We start from the raw sequence: 22,914 nt of genomic DNA, 5'->3' as shown, positions 1-22,914 counted from the left end.
ATAAAAAGCCCGATGAATTACTTCATCGGGCTTTTTACTTTTTAATGATGACGTGTTTGCGCTATTAAAGCGTGTCGTGGAATTCCACAAGAACTTGTTCACACCATTTTTCGATGCGTTCATCACTCAGTTCGTACTGTGAGTCTTCATCTAACGCAAGTCCAACAAACTTGCTGCCATCTTCGATCAATGCTTTCGATGCTTCAAATTCGTAGCCTTCATTTGGCCAGTAACCGATAAAGGTTGCGCCTGTGGCTTGCAATTCATCGTGAAGTAAGCCCATCGCATCTAAATACCACTCTCCGTAACCTTCTTGGTCACCCAGACCAAACAGCGCTACAACTTTGCCTTTCAGTGGCGTGGTCGCGATGTCTTGCCAAATCGCGTTCCAATCTTCTTGAATTTCACCAAAATCCCAAGTTGAGATGCCAAGGAGTAATAAGTCGTAGTCCGCCATTAGTGATAACGGTGTCTCTTTCACATTGTGAATGTCGACAAGGTCTTCACCAATAAGGGTACGAATTTTCTCTGCTGCCATTTCGGTGTAGCAGGTCGTTGAGCCGTAAAAGAGTCCGATTTTCATTATATTCGTCGTTATTTGTGTTGCTGTTGTGGAAGATTCTAACCATAAATTGAGGAAGATTGCAGCGAATATCCTATGTGGGATGATTTTTTATGGTATTGGATTGACAGGTGCTTTAATCTAAATACTGTAAATATAAACAGATAAGGAAGCATTCATGACGGCACAACAGCCTGTCAATCAACAAGACTTTTCGCTTGTTGAGCAATTCTTAGATGCGATGTGGATGGAGCGTGGCCTATCAGAGAACACGTTGGCTTCCTACCGAAACGATTTAATGAAGCTGCTCGTGTGGATGGAGAAACATCGATACCGTCTTGATTTTATCAGTTTGTCTGGCTTGCAAGAATATCAAAGCCACCTTGTAGATTTAGATTACAAACAGACGTCTCGTGCGCGTATGTTGTCGGCGATTCGCCGTTTATTCCAATACCTGCATCGTGAGAAGGTGCGCGCTGATGACCCGAGTGCGCTCTTGGTTAGTCCTAAACTGCCACAACGTTTACCCAAAGATATTAGTGAAGAACAAGTGGACGCGTTGCTCGAAGCGCCAGACCCGAATGACCCTATAGAATTGCGCGATAAAGCGATGCTAGAGCTACTCTACGCAACAGGATTGCGTGTGACAGAGCTCGTCAGTTTGACCATGGAAAATGTTAGCTTGCGCCAAGGGGTGGTGCGCGTGACTGGTAAAGGTGGTAAAGAACGCCTGGTTCCTATGGGGGAAAATGCGGTCGATTGGATCGAGACGTTCATTCAACAAGGGCGTCCTGCGTTACTTGGTGATACATCATCTGATATTGTTTTTCCTAGTAAACGCGCAAGACAAATGACTCGTCAGACGTTTTGGCACCGTATTAAGTACTATGCTTTGATAGCAGGGATTGATACTGATCAGCTGTCGCCGCACGTACTGCGTCATGCCTTTGCCACGCATTTATTGAACTATGGCGCAGATCTCAGGGTCGTACAGATGCTTTTAGGACATAGTGACTTATCGACCACGCAAATTTATACTCACGTGGCGACTGAACGATTGAAGCAGATCCACAGTCAACACCACCCAAGAGCATAACAATGGTTAGATTCATCCATGTCCTCTTGGAAAAACGATTTTACATTAAGGTGAATTTCATGAGCGTATTACGCCGACTAACTCTGCTGACTTTACCATTTTTTGTTACCGCTTGTGGTGCAGAAGAAAGTCAGGCTCAAACGGAGACTCCTGCGCAACAAGTGGCGCCAGCTGCACAAAGCGGCTTTGATGAAGCAGCATTAAAAACTAAGTTCTCAAAGCTTGGTTTATCTATCGTTGATATTCAACCATCAGACGTCGCTGGCTTATTGGAAATTCAAACCAATGGCGGGATCCTGTTTGCTTCAAATGATGGTAGCCATTTTATCGCCGGTACGCTTTATGCCATTAATGATGATGGCAGTTACAAAGATGTCATAGCAGAGCGTCAAGCGCCGCTTAACGCCGAGAAAATTGCGCAGTTCTCCGATAGCATGATCGAATACAAAGCCGACGATGAAAAGTACGTTGTGACCGTATTCACCGATATCACATGTGGTTACTGTGTGCGTCTGCATAGCCAAATGCAAGGCTATAATGATCTAGGTATTACAGTGCGTTACATGGCTTACCCTCGCCAAGGTGCAACTGGCCCTGTGGCAGAACAAATGGCAACGATTTGGTGTGCTGAAGATCCGGCGTCGGCAATGCACAACGCGAAAGTGAATCGTACATTTGATAACCCTGCGAAAGACCTGAAACAGTGTAAAGAAACCATCCAGGCGCATTACAATCTAGGTCGCCAGTTGGGTATTTCTGGTACGCCAGCAATCTTCTTACCGAATGGCGAAATGGTTGGTGGCTACCTACCACCTGCAGAGCTATTGAAACGTTTAAAGCAACTATAATCCATTAGGAGCAGAGTCGGCAAAGTTGTCGGCTCTTTTAAGCATGATAGAAATTCAACGACGTCCTGAACCTGATCTTTCCCTTCTTCCTGATTCCATTCCTCCGATTCTTAAACGTATCTACATCAACCGTGGGATAACGGATCTTTCACAATTAGAAACGTCGGCCCGTGGGTTGCATTCATATCAAAAACTCGGGGGGATTGAGCAAGCTGTCGATCTTTTGTTTCAGGGGATAAAAGAACAAAAACGCATCATCGTTGTCGGTGATTTTGACGCTGATGGCGCGACAAGCTCAGCATTATCAGTACTCGCGCTGCGCATGCTTGGTAGTCACAATGTGGATTACCTAGTGCCAAATCGTTTTGAAGACGGTTATGGGTTAAGCCCAGAAGTCGTTGACCAAGCCTTAGAGCTTGGCGCTGAGATGATCATGACGGTGGATAACGGCGTCTCATCAATCGAAGGCGTGCGTTACGCAAAAGAAAATGGCATTACCGTGCTTGTTACCGATCACCACTTGCCAGGACAAGTGTTGCCTGATGTGGATGCAATGGTGAACCCAAACCTTGAGAGCTGTAGCTTTCCATCTAAAGCGCTTGCGGGTGTAGGGGTCGCGTTTTATCTCATGATGGCACTATGCGTTCATATGCGAAAACACAATTGGTTTGCAGAACAGGGGATGCAAGAGCCCAAGTTGATGGAACTGATTGACCTTGTTGCACTGGGTACCGTCGCCGACGTCGTTCCATTGGATGAAAACAACCGCATTCTTGTACACCAAGGCTTGCAACGTATTCGTGCGGGCAAAGCGCGTCCCGGCATCCAGGCATTAATTGAGGTCGCGAAGCGCGATGCGCGTCGTTTAGTTGCGTCCGATTTTGGCTTTGCTTTAGGTCCACGTATTAACGCTGCAGGTCGTCTTGATGACATGTCTTTCGGTGTTGAACTATTGATGTGTAACAACATCCACGCTGCTCGTCGCATGGCAAGTGAATTGGATGGCTTGAACCAAACTCGTAAAGAGATTGAAGAAGGCATGAAGCAAGAAGCGATGGCTTTCTGTGAGCGCCTTCAGTTTGGTGAAGGCAATGAGCTTCCTTATGGCCTAGCCTTGTTCCAACGTGATTGGCATCAAGGTGTGATTGGTATTTTGGCTTCGCGTATTAAAGAGAAGTTTCACCGTCCAGTCATTGCATTTGCTGATGGCGGAGAAGGGACGATTAAAGGCTCGTGTCGTTCTATTCCGGGGCTACACATGCGCGATGCGTTGGATTTCATCGACACGCAAAACCCGGGTTTGATCATCAAGTTTGGTGGACACGCCATGGCAGCAGGCTTAACGATTAAAGAGCAGGATTTTGAGCGTTTCAGTCGTTTGTTTGATGAAGTGGTAAAAAAGGAACTCGATGAAGCGGCGCTAAAAGGCGTGATCATGTCCGATGGCGAACTTAAGCCGGAAGAGTTCTCTATGCATGTTGCTGAACAGCTGCGATCGGGTGGCCCTTTTGGACAAGCTTTCCCAGAGCCAATCTTTGATGGTGAGTTTAAAGTACTGCATCAAAAGCTGGTGGGTGAGAAGCATCTTAAATTGATGTTAGAGCCGCTTTATAAAGGTCACCCTACCAATGTGATGATCGACGGTATTGCATTCAATGTTGATCTACGTCGATGGCCAGATGCATCGGTTAAAACAGTACATCTCGCGTATAAGCTGGATGTGAATGAATTTCGTGGTAATCAATCATTGCAATTGATGATCGACCATATCGAAGCTAAGTAATACCTAGATCAACCTTTCTTATAGAGTACGGTTGCCCCTAAGTGGGCGTAAAATTTTATGACCGTGCTCTCTCTCACCGCAATCTGATTTCTCATCCGAAATTTTCCTGTATCTCGGTCACATTTTTCAGTAGAATTTCTCGGTTAAATTCTATTCTAAAATGTTGAGTAAACATGTTTGAAATCAATCCAATTAAAAACCGTCTGCAGGACGTGTCTCAGCGCACAAATGTCCTGAGGGGGTATCTTTGACTATGACGCGAAGAAAGAGCGTCTAGAAGAAGTCAACGCAGAACTTGAACAACCAGATGTATGGAACGAACCTGAGCGTGCGCAAGCACTGGGTAAAGAGCGTGCATCACTAGAAGCGGTTGTTGAAACCATTGATCAACTAGAGCAAGGTGTGGAAGATGTAGAAGGTCTTCTTGAGCTGGCTGTAGAAGAAGAAGATCAAGAAACATTTGACGAAATTGAACCAGAACTTGCTGAGTTGGAAGAGAAGCTAGAAAAGCTTGAATTCCGTCGTATGTTCTCTGGCGACCACGATAGCTCTGATTGTTACATCGATTTGCAAGCTGGCTCTGGTGGTACAGAAGCACAAGACTGGACTAACATGCTGCTGCGTATGTACCTACGTTGGGCAGAAGCGAAGGGCTTCAAAGCTGAAGTGATTGAAGTCTCTGAAGGTGAAGTCGCGGGTCTTAAGTCGGCAACAGTTCGCATCTCTGGTGAATATGCGTACGGTTGGTTACGTACTGAAACGGGCGTTCATCGTCTTGTTCGTAAATCTCCGTTCGATTCAGGCGGTCGTCGCCATACGTCATTTGCTTCTGCGTTCATCTATCCAGAGATTGATGAAAACATCGACATCGACATTAATCCTTCCGACCTACGTATTGACGTTTACCGTGCGTCAGGCGCAGGTGGTCAGCACGTAAACACCACAGAATCTGCGGTACGTATTACGCACGTACCTACGAACACAGTGGTTCAGTGTCAGAATGACCGTTCTCAACATAAGAACAAAGATCAGGCAATGAAACAGCTTCGAGCGAAGCTATTTGAGCTTGAATTGCAAAAGCAAAATGCGGAAAAACAAGCTAATGAAGACGCTAAGTCTGACATTGGCTGGGGTAGCCAGATCCGTTCTTACGTATTGGATGACTCACGTATTAAGGACCTCCGTACGGGCATTGAAAACCGTAATACTCAAGCGGTTCTTGATGGCGATCTGGACAAATTTATTGAAGCTAGCCTGAAATCAGGTCTATAAAGCTTTTCACCGACAAAAACAGGATACATCGAAAATGACTGATGCTGTTCAAAACGAAACTGTACTAGAAGAAAATAAGCTGATTGCTGAACGCCGCGCTAAACTGGATGCAATCCGAAAGAGCTGCAAAGCGAACGGCCATCCAAACGACTTCCGTCGTGACGCACTAGCGGGCGACCTTCAGAAAGAGTTCGGTGAAAAGACGAAGGAAGAGCTAGAAGAGCTTAACCACGTAGTAGCAATCGCAGGCCGTATCATGGCTAAACGTGGTCCATTCTTGGTAATTCAAGAAACTTCTGGCCGTATCCAAGCTTATGCTGACAAAGCGGTTCAAAAAGTACTTAAAGAAAAATACCAAGGTCTAGATATCGGTGACATCATCGGTGTTAAAGGTGCACTTCATAAGTCTGGTAAAGGTGACCTATACGTGAACATGGAAGAGTACGAGTTGCTAACCAAAGCACTACGTCCACTTCCAGAGAAGTTCCACGGTCTAACTGACCAAGAGATGCGTTACCGCCAACGTTACGTTGACCTGATCGTTAACGAAGACTCTCGTCAAGCGTTTGTAGTACGTTCTAAAGTAATGTCTGCAATCCGCAACTTCATGATCTCTAAGCAGTTCATGGAAGTTGAAACGCCAATGATGCATGTTATCCCTGGCGGTGCGAGTGCGCGTCCATTTATCACGCACCACAACGCACTAGACATGCCAATGTACCTACGTATCGCGCCAGAGCTATACCTGAAGCGTCTAGTTGTTGGTGGTTTTGATCGCGTATTCGAAATCAACCGTAACTTCCGTAACGAAGGCCTTTCTCCACGCCACAACCCAGAATTCACAATGATGGAATTCTACATGGCGTACGCAGACTACAAAGATCTGATGGACCTAACTGAAGAACTACTAAGCTCAGTGGCGCAAGAAGTTCTAGGTTCAACGTCAATGCCTTACGGTGATGAAACGGTTGAGTTTGGTGGTACTTACACTCGTATGAGCATGTTCGAAGCAATCAAGCACTACAACCCAGACCACGCGCAAATCCAAGCGCTAACAGAAGAAGACCTACAAAACCGTGATCTAATGGTTTCTATCGCGAAATCTGTTCACGTTGAAGTAGAACCTTTCTGGACATGTGGTCAGCTTCTTGAAGAGATCTTTGGTGAAACAGCAGAACCTAAGCTAATGCAGCCTACGTTCATCACTGGTTACCCAGCAGATATTTCTCCGTTGGCTCGTCGTAGCGACGATAACCCGTTCTTTACAGACCGCTTTGAGTTCTTTATCGGTGGCCGTGAAGTAGCGAACGGTTTCTCAGAGCTTAACGATGCTGAAGACCAAGATGCACGCTTTAAAGCACAGGTTGAAGCGAAAGAGTCTGGTGACGACGAAGCAATGTTCTACGATGCAGACTACATCACTGCTCTAGAGCACGGCCTACCGCCAACAGCAGGCCAAGGTATCGGTATCGACCGTTTGGTTATGCTACTGACTAACACGCACACTATCCGTGACGTGATCTTATTCCCTGCAATGCGCCCGCAAGCGTAATTCGATAGGATGAGTAAAAAAACCACCTTCGGGTGGTTTTTTTTGCCTTTTAGTTAAGGTAATTCAAGTTGTTGCACTTGCCTTTTAATGGGATATGCAAATAAACATTCGCCAAATCTCAATCTATTGCATAGTCTTAATACTGAGACAGACGTGAGGGGGCGGAGTCTCGATAATGTTACCCGCTCGCAAAGATAAGTTTGTGGCACAAAATTTCTATTAACAATGAAAAAGGGTTAGAGAATGGCTGGGCAGTTTAAGATGGATTCCATCCCGGGATCGCTTGTGGTAGTTGGCGGTACTTATGAGCCTTGGTTATCGGTACTGGAGCAAGTGGGCTGGAAGTGTCACCAAGTAGGTGATTTACGCAAAGCTAATACGCTGTTAGAAGATATTGGTCCATGTATCGGTATTGTTGATCTCAGCCATGACGAGTTCAGCTTGAATGGCTTGGCGAACTTAGTCAGCTCTCACAAACACGTACGTTGGTTAGCGTTTATTCGTGAATCTCAGCTTGGCACTGACACCATATGCCAGTTCATTGTTAACTTTTGTATCGATTTTTTCACAGCGCCGATCCCAGATGCACAGTTATTAAGCACAATAGGTCACCAGCTTGGCATGCTTAAGTTGGAGAAAAAAGTTTGGCCTAGTTTTGGTAGCAGTTTAGATATGGGTTTGATCGGTGAATCTATCCCGATGAAACGTTTACGCGATCAAGTGAAGCGCATTGGTCCAACGGACGTCAGCATTCTGATTTCTGGGGAAAGTGGGACTGGTAAAGAGGCGGTTGCTAGGGCCATCCATAAAGTCTCTTCACGCTCTCATAAACCGTTTATGGCAATTAACTGTCGCGCACTCAATGAACAACGTTTCCAAGCTGAAGTATTTGGTATTAACGCCGATGAAGATATGGAAGCATGCCTGCTTGAACAAGCAGATGGTGGCACCGTGTTGTTTAACGACATTCTTACCATTTCAAAAGAGCAGCAAATGAATCTGCTGAGATTCTTGCAAGAAGGCACCATTGATACTAAAGATGGCGTAAAAGCGGTTAACGTGCGTATTCTTGCTGCTAACTCGTCGGATGTTGAAAAAGCTTTGATTGACGGTGACTTCAATGAAGAGCTTTACCATTACATCAACGTTCTGCGCATCAATGTCCCTAGCTTGAAAGAACGTGCGAGTGACATCGCATTGCTGGCTCGTTTCTACTTACAAGAGTTCTCAAAAGAGTACAACTCGCAAGCAAAAAGCTTTTCTGAGGATGCATTCAAGGCACTGACACGTTATTTCTGGCCTGGAAATGTGCGTGAGCTGATGAACCAAGTGAAGCGAGCGGTATTAATGTCCGACAGCGTAATGATTGAAGAGCATCACTTAGATTTACCTCAACGTAATGACTCAAAGCGCAGCTTGAAATCAATCCGAGAGAAGAGTGAACGTGATGCGTTGCTGGTTGTTTTGGAATCTCATTCTGGTCAAGTTTCAAATGCGGCGAAAGAGCTCGGAGTTTCGCGTGCAACCATGTATCGACTACTTAATAAACATAACTTGATTTCCGAACAAGCCATGTAGTTGGCCTTTCCCTGTGTTAAATAGGCGAATAAATACAATAAAAGAGAGTGGCCACAGAGCCGCTCTTTTTATTTTTGTTTGGTTTGATTTATAAAATCCGCAAATTTATATATTCCTCAGGTGAATATGTTATACGTAAAAGTATATGAAACTAAATTGCGGTGTATTGATTTGTTTTTAATCAAAAAGGCAAAAAATGTTTGATATATATCCATCAAAGCTTACAATTTAACCGTAACTCAATGAGTTATACCTTTCATAAACGGATTAATTTTTAGCTAGGAGGCGCAAGATGAAACATTACGTTGTTAACACCACTGCTTGCGCTGATCGTATGCCTATCGCTCCGATAACCCTTAAATCGGATGATACCAATACCACTGGCTCACAAGATAAAAATTAATCCGTAACCTATCATATTTATTACTAGGCTGCGGAAAAGTAGCGGCTTAGTATCAACAGAATATTTCTGTTCATTTTACGCACTATTTTTCCCAGTCGAATACATCGATAATCGGAGAAAATATTATGCGTCACTCTATTTACCTACAATTGGCCACTTTGCTATTGAAAGCAGACCTTAAACGCGAAGAAAAGCAATGGCAGCGCACCATACGCCGAACTGCTCATGATATTCCATGGACGAATGTTCATCTATTGAGAGATATTGGTTTAGATCGCGATGGTCGTTCTACACGTGCCAATGTTCCGGATGCAGTAAAAGTTGAACGTCGAGTTCGTCACCTTCGTCGAGTCTTAACGTCGCGAATAATGACGTAATCGTTAGCGTGTTGGGCTGACTGAGTTGCTAACGAGTCATTCAACACGCTTAACTTTTTATATGAAGTATGACTTCATTGGATAAACAGCTGATCTTGAAGACCAGCTGTTTTCGTTTGAAGGTGGTACTGTTAAGGGCAAGGATTCGAGTAAGTTGTACCTATTGCTTGAATTTCAGTAAGTAGTTCGTCGCTAAGTTGCAAATCAATACTGTCGATATTGGCTTTTAATTGGTCTAGGTTTGTTGCTCCGATAATGTTAGAAGCAACAAATGGACGCTGATTGACAAACGCGAGCGCCATTTGTGCAGGGTTTAGACCATGCTCTTGAGCTAAATTGACGTAAGCTTCGGTCGCTTTAACACCTTGCGGAGTGAAGTAGCGCGCAAAACGCTCCCACTTAGTGCATCGAGCGCCTTCAGGTTTTGCCCCGTTTAGGTATTTACCACTCAGGCAGCCAAATGCCAAAGGAGAGTAGGCAAGTAACTGAACGCCTTCGTAATGGCTGATTTCAGACAAGCCAACTTCGAAGCTGCGGTTCAATAAGTTATATGGGTTTTGAATGGAGACAATTCTTGGCAAATCGTGTTTTTCTGCCAAACGCAATAGCGACATCACACCCCACGGCGTCTCGTTGGATACGCCGATATAGCGCACTTTACCTGCATTCACTAATTCAGTAAGCGCTTCCAACGTTTCAATTAACGTGACTTCTTCTTGTTTGTCAGGGTATGGGTAGTTGAGTTGACCAAAGCAGTTGGTTTGACGCTGCGGCCAATGTAGTTGGTACAAATCGACATAATCGGTTTGTAGACGATTAAGGCTGTCATCAATTGCTGTATGGATGTGGCGACGATTAAGGCTCATGTTGTCTCTAATGTGAGGAACATTGCGAGGGCCTGCCACTTTTGTTGCCAGTACTACTTTCTCTCTTTTGCCGCTTTTTGCTAACCAATTACCGATGTATTGCTCGGTGAGCCCTTGTGTTTCCGAGTTTGGCGGTACAGGGTACATCTCTGCGGTATCGATGAAGTTCACCCCATGATCGAGGGCAAAGTCGAGCTGTTCAAAGGCGTCCTTTTCTGTGTTTTGCTCGCCAAACGTCATAGTGCCGAGGCAGATTTTACTGATCTCAAGTGATGAGTGCGGTAGTTTTGTGTATTGCATATCACGTCCTTGAAGAGTTACCGACTAAATAAGTGACTCCAATATAGGGGATTTTTAGCCGCAATCGCAAATGATTTACGTATAAAGGGAGAGCAAACTCGAAAGCTACAGTTAGCCTAACTACACTTAAATAATCGTGTGAAGGAGGTATGTTATGCAGAAGCATCAATTGGACATGTGGCTACATGGTCCACATAAAGATACTTATAAAACTCCCAAAGTATTTGTGATTGGGTGTTCTGATGTCTCTGACTATCTTTTAGCTGTGGAGTACAAGCATCAACTTGAGCCGATTAAAGACGGTGAAGACCCGATACATTTTGGCTCTCTAGACTTAGTAAAAGAAGAATTATTGAGGCTAGGGGTCGATAAAGCGTATTTAAGGCTGCGTAATGCGTATGACGAATGTGGCACTGAAGAGGCAGCCTCGTACTGCGATATTGAGTTATCGCTCGTGACGCACTAAATAGCTGATATAGTTTTATTCTGGTTGAGTGTTAATGTAGTGCTTGAGTAAGATCTGTTCAGTAAACTGTGTTCTAAGGTAAAAGCCTCGGGGCAGAGTTTTCATCGGCTTACCATTTGAGTTATATGCTTCGGTGAGCGCTTTTGCATTTGCGGCTTTAGGGCGAAGATGCAGCGCTTCTCCGTGTCTGGCGGAAATTTGATCAAATCTTCCCAAGACGATCATCTCCATTAACTCTTCCCAGTCATTTCGCAAAATCCGTTCTTCTTCTTCATCTGGTGACCAAATGAGTGGACTGCCCACACGTCTTTCAGCGAGTGGGATTTCTCGTTCTCCTTCTACGGGTACCCAAAGCACACGAGATAGCTTGTTTCGAACATGACTTGTTTCCCATGTAAGACCATGAACACCAGTGAGGGGGGCCACAGAAACAAAGGTTGTTTCTAAAGGTTTGCCAGAGTAACTGATCGGAATACTTTTCAACTCGATCCCTAGTTTTGCGAAATCTTGTTGAGGTTTACTGCCAGCTGGAGCGCCCAAGTGCCATTCGAGTAATTGACCCACCCAACCTTTATCACGTTTTAAGTTTTCAGGAACAATCATATTCGCCTCGGCGGCCAACTCAGCAAAACTGAGTCCTGCCATATCATGCGCTCGTTCCAATAGCTCTGCTTCTGTTTGTGGTTCTGGTTTCATAGTTACAAGGTGGTATTACAAAAATATAGTTTATCAAACTCCGACCAAATCTACTGTTTAAGATTTCACCGAGGCGGTGTAAGAACGATCAATTCATAACTTATCCACAGGTGGAGGAGGTATTGATAAGATCCTGACGAGGTCTGTATGAATAAACAGGGGTTAAAATGCATTTTTGGGGTTGATTTTGTTGTAATCATCTAAACGAATAGCAGGTAAGTGTGGATAAATAGCCTGTTGGTGGATCTTTGACCGATCTGAGTTTGGTGAAAAGATCATCAAGAAATTGAAGATCGAATTATCGTTATTTTTAAAAATAAATACTTTTTTATCAATGCTTTATGTTTGTTTTTTTGTTTATTCATTTGTTTTTCATTTGATGGGATTGAACTGAATTACTCATTTGAATTGAATTCTTCACAAAGTTATTCACAGAAAAGGTGAATAAATGTGGGCAATGTCTCACTCTTGTGTTGATAAGGTATGGTTTGATTAAAAGATATCCAAAAATGCTGAAAAGGTAATAAATCTTGCTCATATCACATCAGTAAGTTTGCTAGTAATGGGGATATGTGGAAAAATCACGGTAATAAAAAATTTATTCATAGAGGTTAGCCAGTGATAGATGGCGATGGTTACCGACTTAATGTTGGTATTGTGATATGTAATAACCATGGTCAGGTCTTCTGGGCTAAACGATACGGGCAACACTCATGGCAATTTCCACAAGGTGGGATTGACGAAGGTGAAACCCCTGAACAAGCCATGTTCAGGGAGTTATACGAAGAAGTCGGTTTAACGAAAAAAGACGTTAAGATCATTGCAACAAGTCGTCATTGGTTAAGATATAAGCTACCAAAGCGATTGGTGCGTTGGGACTCCAAGCCTGTTTGTATCGGCCAAAAACAGAAATGGTTTCTGCTGAGATTAGAATGCGATGAGTCTCGCATTAATATGCAACGCGGAAAATCCCCTGAATTTGATGGTTGGCGCTGGGTAAGTTACTGGTATCCAGTTAGGCAAGTTGTTTCTTTCAAGCGAGATGTTTATCGACGAGCGATGAAAGAATTTGCATCCTTAGCCATGCCTTTTCGAGAGAGAAAAGCGAAAGGGAAAAGAAAAAAGCAACGTAGAGGATAATCATGCTCAGTCAGCTAAGGGAAATAGTTGAGAAAGTCTCCAGGGTCGATGATGTGCATCTGGCACTCGATATATTGGTGAAAGAGACTTGTGCTGCCCTTAGTACTGAGTGCTGTACTATCTATCTTGCTAATGAAGAAATGCAGCGCCTTGAGTTAATGGCAACTCAAGGCCTTATTTTTGAAGGTGATAGTATTCATATCAACTTCAATGAAGGCTTGGTTGGGTTGGTAAAACGAAGCGCTGAACCCCTTAACCTTGCCGAAGCCTCAAAACACCCCGAGTTCAAATTCTTTCCTCAACTCGGCGAACAGATTTACCACTCTTTTTTAGCTACTCCAATCATTCATCGTAAACAAGTTTTAGGTGTGTTGGTGATCCAACAAAAAACGCCGCGCTTGTTTAGTGAAATGGAAGAATCGTTTCTTGTTACCTTATCCGCTCAGTTAGCGGTGCTCATTGCACATGCGCAGAATCTTGGGCATTGGCAGTTAGCATCTAAACCCACGGTATTAAAAGGTTTGCCTGCGTCTACTGGTGTCGCGATTGGAGAGTTTTGGTTCGACAATACCCAGCCGAGTTTATCGGATATTTTCCCTTCGTCCACGTTAGATAAGGAACGCGAGCACGAGACACTACTGGTGGCCATAGAGCGAGCGTTAAATGACTTTCGCCGCATGCGGAAAAAACTGGACAGTGAAATCAACAAAGATGCGCTGGCGATCTTCGATCTGTTTACTCACTTACTGAATGATCCGATGCTTCGCGGTGATTTGAAGAAGCAGATTGAAAAAGGAGACAGGGCAGACTGGGCGTTACGCCAAGTTGTAGAGTCATACTCGAATCGATTTGCAAGAATGTCGGATGTATACATGCGTGAAAGAGCGCAAGATATCCGAGAGTTAGGGCAAAGGCTGCTCTATTTTCTGCACAACAGTGAGCAAGAAAATTCTGCAATTGATCGTCCCATTATTTTGGTGGCGAACGAACTCACTGCCACCTTGCTCGCTTCTGTACCTAAAGAGTTTTTGTTAGCCGTCGTATCATTAGAGGGAGGCGCAAACTCTCACGCTGCCATTTTATCTCGAGCTCTTGGGGTCCCTGCAGTCATGGGCGCCAACATTAATCCGGATGTGGTGAATGGCAAACTCGGGATAGTCGACGGCTATACGGGTGAGATCTTCTTAGAGCCAAACCGCCAGTTGTTGCGAGAGTATCGCAGCTTAGTAAGCGAAGAGTCTGAACTGTTTGCCATGGTAAACAAGGACCTCGCACTCCCTGCGGTTACGCAAGATAATCACCATATCGAAATTATGCTGAATGCGGGACTCAGTGCAGACAGTAATATTGCCATCAACACAGGTGTTGATGGTGTTGGGTTGTACCGAACTGAGATTGCATTTTTACTTCAGCATCACTTTCCTTCGGAAGATGAACAGTATCATCAATACCAAGCAATACTTAACAGCTATCCGAATCAACGAGTAGTGATGCGTACTTTGGATATTGGTGGTGACAAACCTTTGCCGTATTTGCCCATCGAAGAAGATAATCCGTTTCTAGGCTGGCGTGGCATTCGTTTTACATTGGATCATCCAGACATTTTCTTGATCCAGCTGCGTGCAATGTTAAGAGCGAGTGCAGAAAGCGGAAACTTAAGTATCTTATTGCCAATGGTGTCAGGGGTAAAAGAGCTAGACGATGCCATTAGCTTGATTAATCAAGCTCACAGCGAAGCCGTTTTGCTTGATGATAGAATTCAATTCCCACAAATTGGGGTCATGATTGAAGTACCATCGATGGTGTATCTGTTGCCAACGATCGCTCACCGTGTTGATTTTGTTTCTGTCGGGACAAACGATTTAACTCAGTATTTATTAGCGGTAGATAGGAACAATTCGCGCGTAGCGGATGTCTATGAATCTATGCATCCTGCGGTACTGTTAGCGCTTAAGCAAATCCATGAGGTGTGTGATAAATATCAGGTGCCCGTGTGTATTTGTGGTGAGCTAGCGGGTGATCCATTTGGCGCTCTTCTCTTACTTGGGTTAGGGTATACCAGTTTGAGTATGAACACCTCCAATGTGGCTAAGGTGAAATATTTGATTCGTCATAGCCAACAAGAAGAATTAGAAAAATTAGCGGAGCAAGCAATGACAAAGTCCTATGGGGAGGACATTCATCAAATGATGCATGACTTCTTCATTCAACAGGGCTTTGCGGGCTTTATCCGTGCAGGTAAAAAGTAGGAAATCGTGACCGTCTCTTTATTTTTGTTATTGTTGGCGCTAGGCGCTTTTGTGGGTGTGATGGCGGGGTTACTCGGTATCGGTGGTGGTTTGATTGTTGTTCCTGCCTTGTTGTATTTGCTTCCTCTTGCTGGGATCTCTCCAGAAATGAGTATGCACATGGCCTTAGCCACTTCGTTAGCGAGTATTATTGTCACGTCTGGCTCATCGGCGATGAATCACCTTAAGCTCGGCAATGTCGATATGTTTGTCGTAAAATGGTTGATGCCTGGTGTGGTCATTGGTGGCTTTGTTGGTGCCAATATTGCTGAGTGGATCCCTACACACTATTTGCCGAAAGTGTTTGGTGTCATTGTTCTTTGCCTGTCAGTACAAATGTTTCGTTCCATTAAAGTTACGAGCAGTAAACCTATGCCGAGCAGCCCTGTGACTGTAGTTTACGGCACGGGAATTGGTGTCGTATCAAGCCTTGCTGGTATTGGTGGTGGCTCACTGTCGGTACCATTTTTAAATAAACATGGGATAGAGATGCGTAAAGCGGTGGGCTCATCCTCCGTTTGTGGTTGCGTGATTGCTATTTCTGGTATGATCGGCTTCATCTTACATGGCTATAAAGTGGAAGGCTTACCTTCATACAGTATTGGCTATGTTTATCTTCCCGCTTTATTAGCGATTGCTATGGCCTCGATGCTCACAACAAAAGTGGGTGCGAAGCTCGCAACTAACCTTCCAACAGCGGTATTAAAAAAGATATTCGCGGTGTTCTTAATGTTTGTTGCAGCGACCATGCTGCTCTAAGTTTGTACCCAAGTCATTCTCGCTGAACCAAGCATCTAGAGGTTACTTGGGTATATTTATTTTGTTGTGATAAGAAGAGAATGATTTATGTCTCAGGGATATATTGAATTTCCCAATATTGATCCGGTTTTAATCTCTATTGGTCCTGTTTCGGTTCGTTGGTACGGTTTGATGTACCTTGTTGGCTTTATGTTTGCTCTATGGTTAGCGAACCGACGTGCGGATAAGCCTGGAAGTGGTTGGACACGAGAGCAGGTTTCTGATTTGTTGTTCGCAGGCTTCCTTGGCGTGGTGATTGGTGGCCGTGTAGGCTACGTGCTTTTCTACAATTTTGAGCTCTTCCTGGCTGACCCTTTGTATCTATTTAAAGTGTGGACTGGTGGTATGTCTTTCCACGGGGGCTTACTGGGTGTGATTACTGCGATGTTCTGGTATGCACACAAAAACGGGCGAACTTTCTTCGGTGTTGCTGACTTTATCGCGCCGCTTGTGCCATTTGGTTTGGGTATGGGGCGTTTAGGTAACTTCATGAACAGCGAGTTGTGGGGCCGAGTAACGGATGTGCCTTGGGCGATCGTTTTCCCAAATGGCGGTCCACTGCCACGTCATCCATCACAGCTTTATGAAATGGCGCTTGAAGGCATCGTCCTTTTCTTCATTTTGAATTGGTTCATCAAGAAACCTCGTCCTCTAGGTTCTGTTTCAGGACTCTTTCTTGCGGGTTACGGAACCTTCCGTTTCCTAGTAGAATACGTGCGCGAACCAGACGCTCATTTGGGTTTATTCGGTGGCTTTATTTCCATGGGACAGATTTTATCTCTGCCAATGGTGGTTATCGGTGTCCTCATGATGGTTTGGGCATACAAACGTGGTCATTACAAAGACGAATTACCACAAAAGACGAAGTAAGGTATTGGTGTGAAACAGTATTTAGATTTGTGTCAACGCATCGTTGACCAAGGTGTTTGGGTTGAAAATGAGCGTACAGGCAAGCGCTGCCTGACCGTAATCAACGCGGATTTAACCTACGATGTTGCGAACAATCAATTTCCGTTGGTCACCACACGTAAAAGTTTTTGGAAAGCAGCTGTTGCAGAGCTACTAGGGTACATTCGTGGTTACGATAATGCGGAAGATTTTCGTAAGCTGGGCACGAAAACCTGGGATGCCAATGCCAACCTAAATGATGCCTGGTTGAATAACCCATACCGTAAAGGTGAAGACGACATGGGCCGTGTCTATGGGGTTCAAGGGCGCGCCTGGGCGAAACCTGATGGTGGTCATGTTGACCAGCTACGTAAGATAGTGGATGACTTAACGCGTGGCGTTGATGATCGCGGTGAAATCTTGAACTTCTACAACCCGGGTGAGTTCCACATGGGGTGCTTGCGTCCTTGTATGTACAGTCACCATTTTTCATTGCTGGATGATACGCTTTACCTGAATAGTACTCAGCGTTCGTGTGATGTACCGCTTGGCTTAAACTTCAATATGGTTCAAGTTTACGTGTTCTTGGCGATTATGGCGCAAATTACGGGCAAGAAACCTGGTCAGGCATTTCATAAGATTGTGAATGCTCACATTTATGAAGACCAGCTTGAACTGATGCGCGATGTTCAGTTGAAGCGTGGGCCATTAAAAGCGCCGACGTTCCATATCAACCCAGAGATTAAATCTCTAGAAGATTTGGAAACATGGGTCACACTGGATGACTTTTGGGTTGAAGGGTACGAGCATCACGATCCTATTCGTTACCCATTCTCAGTGTAACGAGTATCGTTCTTCAAGATATAGAAAAAGCTCCGAATGGAGCTTTTTTCTTTTTTGTACTTAGAAGGTATTATTTTAGTGCACTGACAATATAACGGTGAATTGGGTTGGTCTGCATCGGTGTGGACAGTGCCGGGCTAATAAACTTAGGTTGAGTGAATATTTCTTTACTCACTAATGAACGGATAAGCTCAAAGTACTTCAGCTCTGTTTTCCCGCACAACAATAGTGAAAAGTCATCGCCCAATTTATCATAGGCATTGAGCACCTCTCGGAATCCTCTAAGATACAAGTAATCCTTCGTTAAACCTCCACCTCGATAGACTCGGGCAGTCGTTGTAAATGCTTGAAGATCAGAAGCTTTATACTGTTCTTTTAATAGCATGAACGTATGGCGGAAATCGCGATCCTTGATCATCGACTCTACTGCCAGAACTCGTAAGGCTAAGGTTCTTAGGCGCTTGATACTGAAATGTCCTGACAGATACTCACATAATATAGCCAGCCCTTCTTGAGTGTTGGTATTGGCAGGACAACCTAAGCTCAGGACTTTTAGCGGTTGTTGACGACCGTTAAGCGTAGTCAGGAGATGTACTCCCATTTCATGATGTGCAAGAGCCTCCAGCTCATCAGTGGTGATGTACGCCGCGTGGTTAATTTTGACTCGAGATCCTGAAACTAGTGCGTTTGCTAACATCCCGTCCAACACCTGTATTTCACATTCATACCCATTGCGTTGAGCAAAATTTTGCATGAAACGTGCTATTGCACGGCTATCGTGCTGAGGTTCTTTTTCTTCTTCTGTAGGAAGGTGCAATATGAAATGGGCGTTGGCAATATCTTTGGCGCTCGGTTCCCCATAATAGCGTAAGGAGTTATAAAGAAACTCTTGCGTGCCTATGGTATTCACTTGATCCAGTTTATCTGCATAAGACTGAATTACATCTGCGTACAGCCTCTGCAATTGGGGGTCTTGAATGTTTTCTAGAGGTAGCTCATATAGACGTCGCTTTGCGCTGTGGGTATCTACGTTAGTAATTGAATATTGAAAATTAGGCTCTTGAGAATATTTGTTTTTAATGAAACGTTCTCTTTCTTGAGCATAATTAAGAGGATTCACGCTACTGAGGATATCAATATCAGCAACCAGTTGGGTTAGGTTTTCGTCTATTGCGAGTAGCTGATCAGAAATAGCGTCATTAAGCTGCGTCATGTTGTCGACTCCAAATGAGATAGCTCAGCATAAGCATGCTGATGTGGCTCAAATTATCACCGGACAATCGATTTGAACAGTTTAATTATCATAAAAAAGGCTCCACGATGTGGAGCCTAAACAATAAGCGATGGTATGTCGTTGTTGTTACGTTGTTAGGGCTAGAATTGCACCTGGTAGAATAACGAATACTGACATTAGGTAACCACCAACAACTGCTTTATTCTTAATAGCCATTTCAGAAATCATCTCAGCGCCTTTAACCGGAATCTCACGTAGGAATGGAATTCCAAAGATAAACAGCGTCGCCATGATGTTAAATACTAAGTGGACTAGAGCGATTTGTAGTGCGAATACTGCGAACTCTCCAGATACCGCTGTCGCTGCTAGTAGTGCCGTAATACAAGTACCAATGTTAGCACCCAGAGTGAAAGGGTAGATATCTCGTACTTTCAACACGCCAGTACCAACCAACGGAACCATTAAACTTGTCGTGGTTGAGGAAGATTGTACTAGAACGGTCACGATTGAGCCTGATACGATGCCGTGAATAGGACCACGACCGATGGCGTTTTTCAAAATTTCACGTGCGCGACCAACCATTAGGCTCTTCATCAATTTACCCATCACTGTGATTGCAACGAAGATAGTCGCAATACCCAAAGCAATAAGCATGACGCCGCCAACAGTATCACCGAAGGTAGAAAGTGGCTCTTTAATTGCGCCTACGACTGGCTTTGTAATTGGTTTAATAAAGTTGAAGCCTTTAATGCTCATATCACCAGTAGCAAGCAGTGGAGAAACAAGCCAGTGAGAAACTTTCTCTAAAATGCCGAACATCATTTCCAACGGAAGGAAAATAGCGACAGCAAGCAAGTTGAAGAAGTCATGAATGGTTGCACTTGCAAATGCACGTTTGAACTCTTCTTTACAGCGCACGTGGCCAAGAGACACAAGCGTATTGGTCACTGTGGTACCAATGTTAGCACCCATCACCATAGGGATAGCGGTTTCTACAGGTAAGCCACCTGCAACCAAGCCTACGATAATAGACGTTACAGTACTTGAAGACTGAATTAAGGCTGTTGCCACCAAGCCGATCATTAGACCTGCAACTGGGTGTGCGGCAAATTCAAATAGCACCTTAGCTTGATCGCCAGTTGCCCATTTAAAGCCACTACCAACCATAGATACTGCTAGAAGAAGCAGATATAACATGAATGCCAAGTTAGCCCAGCGTAACCAACGAGCTGTGCTCGAAATTGGTGCCACTGTTGAAGTAGCTTGGTTCATCATAATTTTCTCCGTTGACCTTTCAGTTCATTTTTCGGTCTGTAGTTGAATCTGCGGGCGATGTTAGAGAACAAATATTTCAGTAATATTACAGATTTCTTGCTGTGAGAGATTTTTATTGTTCTTTTTGATAATGGCGTAAAAGAGGAAGAAAATTAATTTTTAACTTGTTGATTTTAATGGTTAAATTTTGATTTAGTTTTGTTTGGTTTTTGCGTTTTTTTTGTAGAGAAAATGCGCCTCAGTTCAACTTTTATGACAGTGTTGACTTTATACTTTCGGTAAAACTTATGCTTTTGTAAGGTATTGTATGGTTTTGTCGAGTTTATTGTTTGTCTCTGTCACATTTGGTATAAAAAGTATCACTTTCTTTTCGGGACTCGATCATGTCACATCTAAACTACAACCATCTCTATTATTTCTGGATGGTGTGCAAACAGGGCTCTGTAACTAAGGCGGCTGACGCGCTCTTCCTGACACCGCAAACCGTGACAGGACAGATTAAAGCGCTTGAAGAGCGCATGAAAGGAAAGTTAACCAAGCGCAATGGTCGTACAGTTGAGCCCACTGAGTTAGGTCAGCTTGTGTTTAAGTACGCCGACCGGATGTTCGGTTTGAGCTATGAGATGTTAGATATCGTCAATTACAGCCAGCACTCGAACATTCTATTTGAAGTTGGTGTAGCCGATGCATTATCTAAACGCTTGGTCAGTAAAGTACTGATGACGACCGTCCCGGAAGATAACAGTATTCATTTACGCTGTTATGAATCGACCCACGAACTGCTACTTGAACGCCTTTCTCAGCACAAGCTAGATATGATCCTTTCGGATTGTCCCGTTGATTCTACTCAAAGTCCTGGCCTTTATAGCAAAAAGTTAGGTGAAAGTAGCATGAGCTTTTTTGCTTCTTCTGAAATTGAAAATGTGCGATTCCCTGAGATCTTGGAACAAAAAAAACTTCTGATTCCCGCGAGCCGAACGGCTATGGGGCGTAAAGTTATTCAATGGTTTGATCGTCAAGGTCTTCAACCCAATGTGCTGGGGGAGTTTGATGATGTTGCGTTGATGAAAGCTTTTGCTCGGTACCACGATGATGTGATTTTCTTGGCACCGACCGTATACATGTCGGAGATTGAAGACGACCGAAATTTACAGCTAATTGGCCATGTCGATGGGCTAAAAGAAGAGTACTACGTGATTTTTGCGGAACGAATGATCCAACACCCCGCGGTAAAAAATGTTTGTGATGCTGATTTCAGTCAAATGTTTGAGTAAACCCGTATCGTTGCGTAAATAAATAGATTACTATCAATAAAAATATAATTCTAAATAATATCTAAGTAAGCAAGATACTTGTTTTAGTGAGCAAAACTATTAATTATTGATGGCGCACCAATTAAAATCCTTGGTGGATAATATTGGTGTATCACTAACAACTAAATTAGAGGTTCTAATAATGAAGACTCTGGAAGTGTATCTTGATTTTCTTAGATATATAAATCAGTGCAACACAACAAGCTGGCCAGGGTTGGAATAAGTAAGTTGTAGCTAGAGGTCCAACACATGAATCTACAAGAAATGGAGCAGAACTCCGCAAAAGCCGTCGTGTTGCTCAAAGCGATGGCAAACGAGAGACGCCTACAAATCCTTTGTATGCTGCATAACCAAGAGCTGTCCGTGGGAGAGCTGTGTGCAAAGTTAGAGCTAAGCCAGTCGGCATTATCTCAGCATCTTGCTTGGCTTCGCCGTGATGAGTTAGTCACGACAAGGAAAGAAGCACAGACGGTGTACTACACATTAAAGAGTGATGAAGTGAAAGCGTTAATAAAAACACTGCATAGTCTTTATTGTGCTGAGAGTGCTCAACATTAATTAAATAGTCCTAATATACTGCTCATCTTAGAGTGTGAATCTAACTTGTTGGAATATTTGAGAGTGGCGCTAAAATTTTGATGATAGGGTACTACTCATCGACCAATTTGCTTTGTTCTCAAGTGTTTTATTAGTGCTTTCTAGTTTGAGCGTTATATGGGTAATGAATAAGCTGATGTCTTTAAATGGGACATTCAGAAAAAGAAAAGCTGGCATTGCCAGCTTTTTTTATTAAGAAAACTTTGTAGATATAAAAAAACCGACACAAGGTCGGTTTTTTCTTCACTGTAAAATCAGGACTCTATTAAAGAGCTTTGATTTGTGCAGCGAAACGAGACTTATGGCGAGCTGCTTTATTCTTGTGAATAAGGCCTTTAGTTGCCATGCGGTCTAGGATAGGTGTAACTACAGCGAATGCAGCAGTTGCAGCTTCTTTGTCGCCTGCTTCGATAGCAGCAACAGTTTTCTTCATGTAAGTACGCATCATTGAGCGACGGCTAGCATTGTGCTGACGACGTTTCTCAGCTTGGATAGCGCGCTTCTTAGCAGATTTACTATTTGCCAAGGGTCTAACTCCCAAAAACTTAGTTCTGTGACAATTTAAGGGCGAGGAATATCCCTCATTTGCGCTTAAATGTCAAATGATTTGTGCAAAAACCGATCTAAGCCAAAACAAATTTTGGTAAGAGAGGTTATCGCGGTTAAGATGGCGGGGATTCTAACAGCATTTTTATACCAATGCTAATAATTATCCGCGAAAGGCACACTTATTCCTTAC

Annotated in this window: 21 protein-coding genes; 15 read left to right on the top strand and 6 right to left on the bottom strand. The window is 43.8% G+C overall.

All coding sequences use genetic code 11. The features are described from left to right. Positions 1–64 precede the first annotated feature (64 nt). Complete coding sequence (fldB, locus tag R7Z78_RS12290; protein WP_005381790.1) at positions 65–583, bottom strand: flavodoxin FldB; 519 nt, start codon at positions 581–583, stop codon at positions 65–67. Positions 584–740: 157 nt separating this feature from the next. On the opposite strand from fldB, the gene xerD reads away from it, so the two are divergent. The 7 genes from xerD (at position 741) to R7Z78_RS12255 (ending at position 9,471) form a co-directional block, all read left to right on the top strand. Then, entirely contained in the window at positions 741–1,658 is a 918-nt protein-coding gene (xerD, locus tag R7Z78_RS12285; protein ID WP_005381788.1) for a site-specific tyrosine recombinase XerD, read from the top strand. Positions 1,659–1,717: 59 nt separating this feature from the next. Continuing rightward, the gene (dsbC, locus tag R7Z78_RS12280) at positions 1,718–2,506 is read left to right on the top strand and encodes a bifunctional protein-disulfide isomerase/oxidoreductase DsbC (protein WP_005381786.1); all 789 of its coding nucleotides are present in this window, start codon (positions 1,718–1,720) and stop codon (positions 2,504–2,506) included. 43 nt (positions 2,507–2,549) lie between these two features. Then, on the top strand, positions 2,550–4,289 hold the full coding sequence (gene recJ, locus R7Z78_RS12275; RefSeq protein WP_104975864.1) for a single-stranded-DNA-specific exonuclease RecJ: 1,740 nt from the start codon (positions 2,550–2,552) through the stop codon (positions 4,287–4,289). 173 nt (positions 4,290–4,462) lie between these two features. Continuing rightward, a protein-coding gene (gene prfB / locus R7Z78_RS12270) for a peptide chain release factor 2 (protein ID WP_100068604.1) occupies positions 4,463–5,561 on the top strand; the annotation gives its coding sequence in 2 pieces (ribosomal slippage) (positions 4,463–4,537 and positions 4,539–5,561; 1,098 coding nt in all). A 34-nt stretch (positions 5,562–5,595) separates the two neighbouring features. Next, on the top strand, positions 5,596–7,113 hold the full coding sequence (gene lysS / locus R7Z78_RS12265) for a lysine--tRNA ligase (RefSeq protein WP_005382861.1): 1,518 nt from the start codon (positions 5,596–5,598) through the stop codon (positions 7,111–7,113). Positions 7,114–7,356: 243 nt separating this feature from the next. Next, positions 7,357–8,691, top strand: a complete 1,335-nt coding sequence (gene vpsR, locus R7Z78_RS12260; RefSeq protein WP_017635067.1) for a cyclic-di-GMP-binding transcriptional regulator VpsR — start codon at positions 7,357–7,359, stop codon at positions 8,689–8,691. 528 nt (positions 8,692–9,219) lie between these two features. Continuing rightward, on the top strand, positions 9,220–9,471 hold the full coding sequence (locus R7Z78_RS12255) for a hypothetical protein (protein ID WP_005381776.1): 252 nt from the start codon (positions 9,220–9,222) through the stop codon (positions 9,469–9,471). 131 nt (positions 9,472–9,602) lie between these two features. Here the strand turns inward: R7Z78_RS12255 and R7Z78_RS12250 are convergent, their stop codons facing one another. Beyond that, positions 9,603–10,637, bottom strand: a complete 1,035-nt coding sequence (locus tag R7Z78_RS12250) for an NADP(H)-dependent aldo-keto reductase (protein WP_005381774.1) — start codon at positions 10,635–10,637, stop codon at positions 9,603–9,605. 154 nt (positions 10,638–10,791) lie between these two features. Here R7Z78_RS12250 and R7Z78_RS12245 point away from each other — a divergent pair, with 154 nt between their 5' ends. Beyond that, positions 10,792–11,103: a DUF6482 family protein gene (locus R7Z78_RS12245; protein WP_005381772.1), complete on the top strand. Its 312-nt coding sequence runs from the start codon at positions 10,792–10,794 to the stop codon at positions 11,101–11,103. Between the two features lie 15 nt (positions 11,104–11,118). On the opposite strand, the gene mutH is transcribed toward R7Z78_RS12245, so the two are convergent. Continuing rightward, positions 11,119–11,799, bottom strand: coding sequence for a DNA mismatch repair endonuclease MutH (gene mutH / locus R7Z78_RS12240; protein ID WP_017821501.1), 681 nt, complete (start codon positions 11,797–11,799; stop codon positions 11,119–11,121). Between the two features lie 618 nt (positions 11,800–12,417). On the opposite strand from mutH, the gene rppH reads away from it, so the two are divergent. From rppH to R7Z78_RS12215, 5 genes are all read left to right on the top strand, one after another. Beyond that, positions 12,418–12,939, top strand: a complete 522-nt coding sequence (rppH, locus tag R7Z78_RS12235; protein ID WP_005381953.1) for an RNA pyrophosphohydrolase — start codon at positions 12,418–12,420, stop codon at positions 12,937–12,939. Between the two features lie 2 nt (positions 12,940–12,941). Beyond that, the gene (gene ptsP, locus R7Z78_RS12230; protein ID WP_104975865.1) at positions 12,942–15,188 is read left to right on the top strand and encodes a phosphoenolpyruvate--protein phosphotransferase; all 2,247 of its coding nucleotides are present in this window, start codon (positions 12,942–12,944) and stop codon (positions 15,186–15,188) included. A gap of 6 nt (positions 15,189–15,194) precedes the next feature. Continuing rightward, positions 15,195–15,986, top strand: coding sequence for a sulfite exporter TauE/SafE family protein (locus R7Z78_RS12225; RefSeq protein WP_005385965.1), 792 nt, complete (start codon positions 15,195–15,197; stop codon positions 15,984–15,986). A gap of 87 nt (positions 15,987–16,073) precedes the next feature. Continuing rightward, positions 16,074–16,895 carry a prolipoprotein diacylglyceryl transferase gene (lgt, locus tag R7Z78_RS12220; RefSeq protein WP_005381948.1) on the top strand — a complete coding sequence of 274 codons (822 nt, stop codon included), beginning with the start codon at positions 16,074–16,076 and terminating at the stop codon, positions 16,893–16,895. Positions 16,896–16,904: 9 nt separating this feature from the next. Next, entirely contained in the window at positions 16,905–17,756 is an 852-nt protein-coding gene (locus R7Z78_RS12215) for a thymidylate synthase (protein ID WP_104975866.1), read from the top strand. Positions 17,757–17,826: 70 nt separating this feature from the next. Here the strand turns inward: R7Z78_RS12215 and R7Z78_RS12210 are convergent, their stop codons facing one another. Together R7Z78_RS12210 and R7Z78_RS12205 are read right to left on the bottom strand one after the other, a co-directional pair. Then, positions 17,827–18,969 (bottom strand): flavohemoglobin expression-modulating QEGLA motif protein, encoded by a 1,143-nt coding sequence (locus R7Z78_RS12210; protein WP_104975867.1) that lies wholly within the window; start codon positions 18,967–18,969, stop codon positions 17,827–17,829. Between the two features lie 147 nt (positions 18,970–19,116). Next, a complete protein-coding gene (locus R7Z78_RS12205; protein ID WP_025768431.1) occupies positions 19,117–20,262 on the bottom strand; it encodes a Na/Pi symporter in 1,146 nt (381 codons plus the stop codon). A gap of 386 nt (positions 20,263–20,648) precedes the next feature. Here R7Z78_RS12205 and nhaR point away from each other — a divergent pair, with 386 nt between their 5' ends. After that, positions 20,649–21,539, top strand: coding sequence for a transcriptional activator NhaR (gene nhaR, locus R7Z78_RS12200; protein WP_005381942.1), 891 nt, complete (start codon positions 20,649–20,651; stop codon positions 21,537–21,539). 288 nt (positions 21,540–21,827) lie between these two features. After that, positions 21,828–22,136 (top strand): ArsR/SmtB family transcription factor, encoded by a 309-nt coding sequence (locus R7Z78_RS12195; protein ID WP_005381940.1) that lies wholly within the window; start codon positions 21,828–21,830, stop codon positions 22,134–22,136. Between the two features lie 304 nt (positions 22,137–22,440). Here R7Z78_RS12195 and rpsT read toward each other — a convergent pair whose 3' ends face one another. Beyond that, positions 22,441–22,701: a 30S ribosomal protein S20 gene (gene rpsT, locus R7Z78_RS12190; RefSeq protein WP_005381938.1), complete on the bottom strand. Its 261-nt coding sequence runs from the start codon at positions 22,699–22,701 to the stop codon at positions 22,441–22,443. Positions 22,702–22,914 lie beyond the last annotated feature (213 nt).

This window comes from Vibrio sp. 1167 (genome assembly GCF_033340375.1).
In the GTDB taxonomy this organism is placed as follows: Bacteria; Pseudomonadota; Gammaproteobacteria; order Enterobacterales; family Vibrionaceae; genus Vibrio; species Vibrio alginolyticus.
Note: the sequence above shows the minus strand (reverse complement) of the source record. Positions and strands in the feature narration are given on the sequence as shown.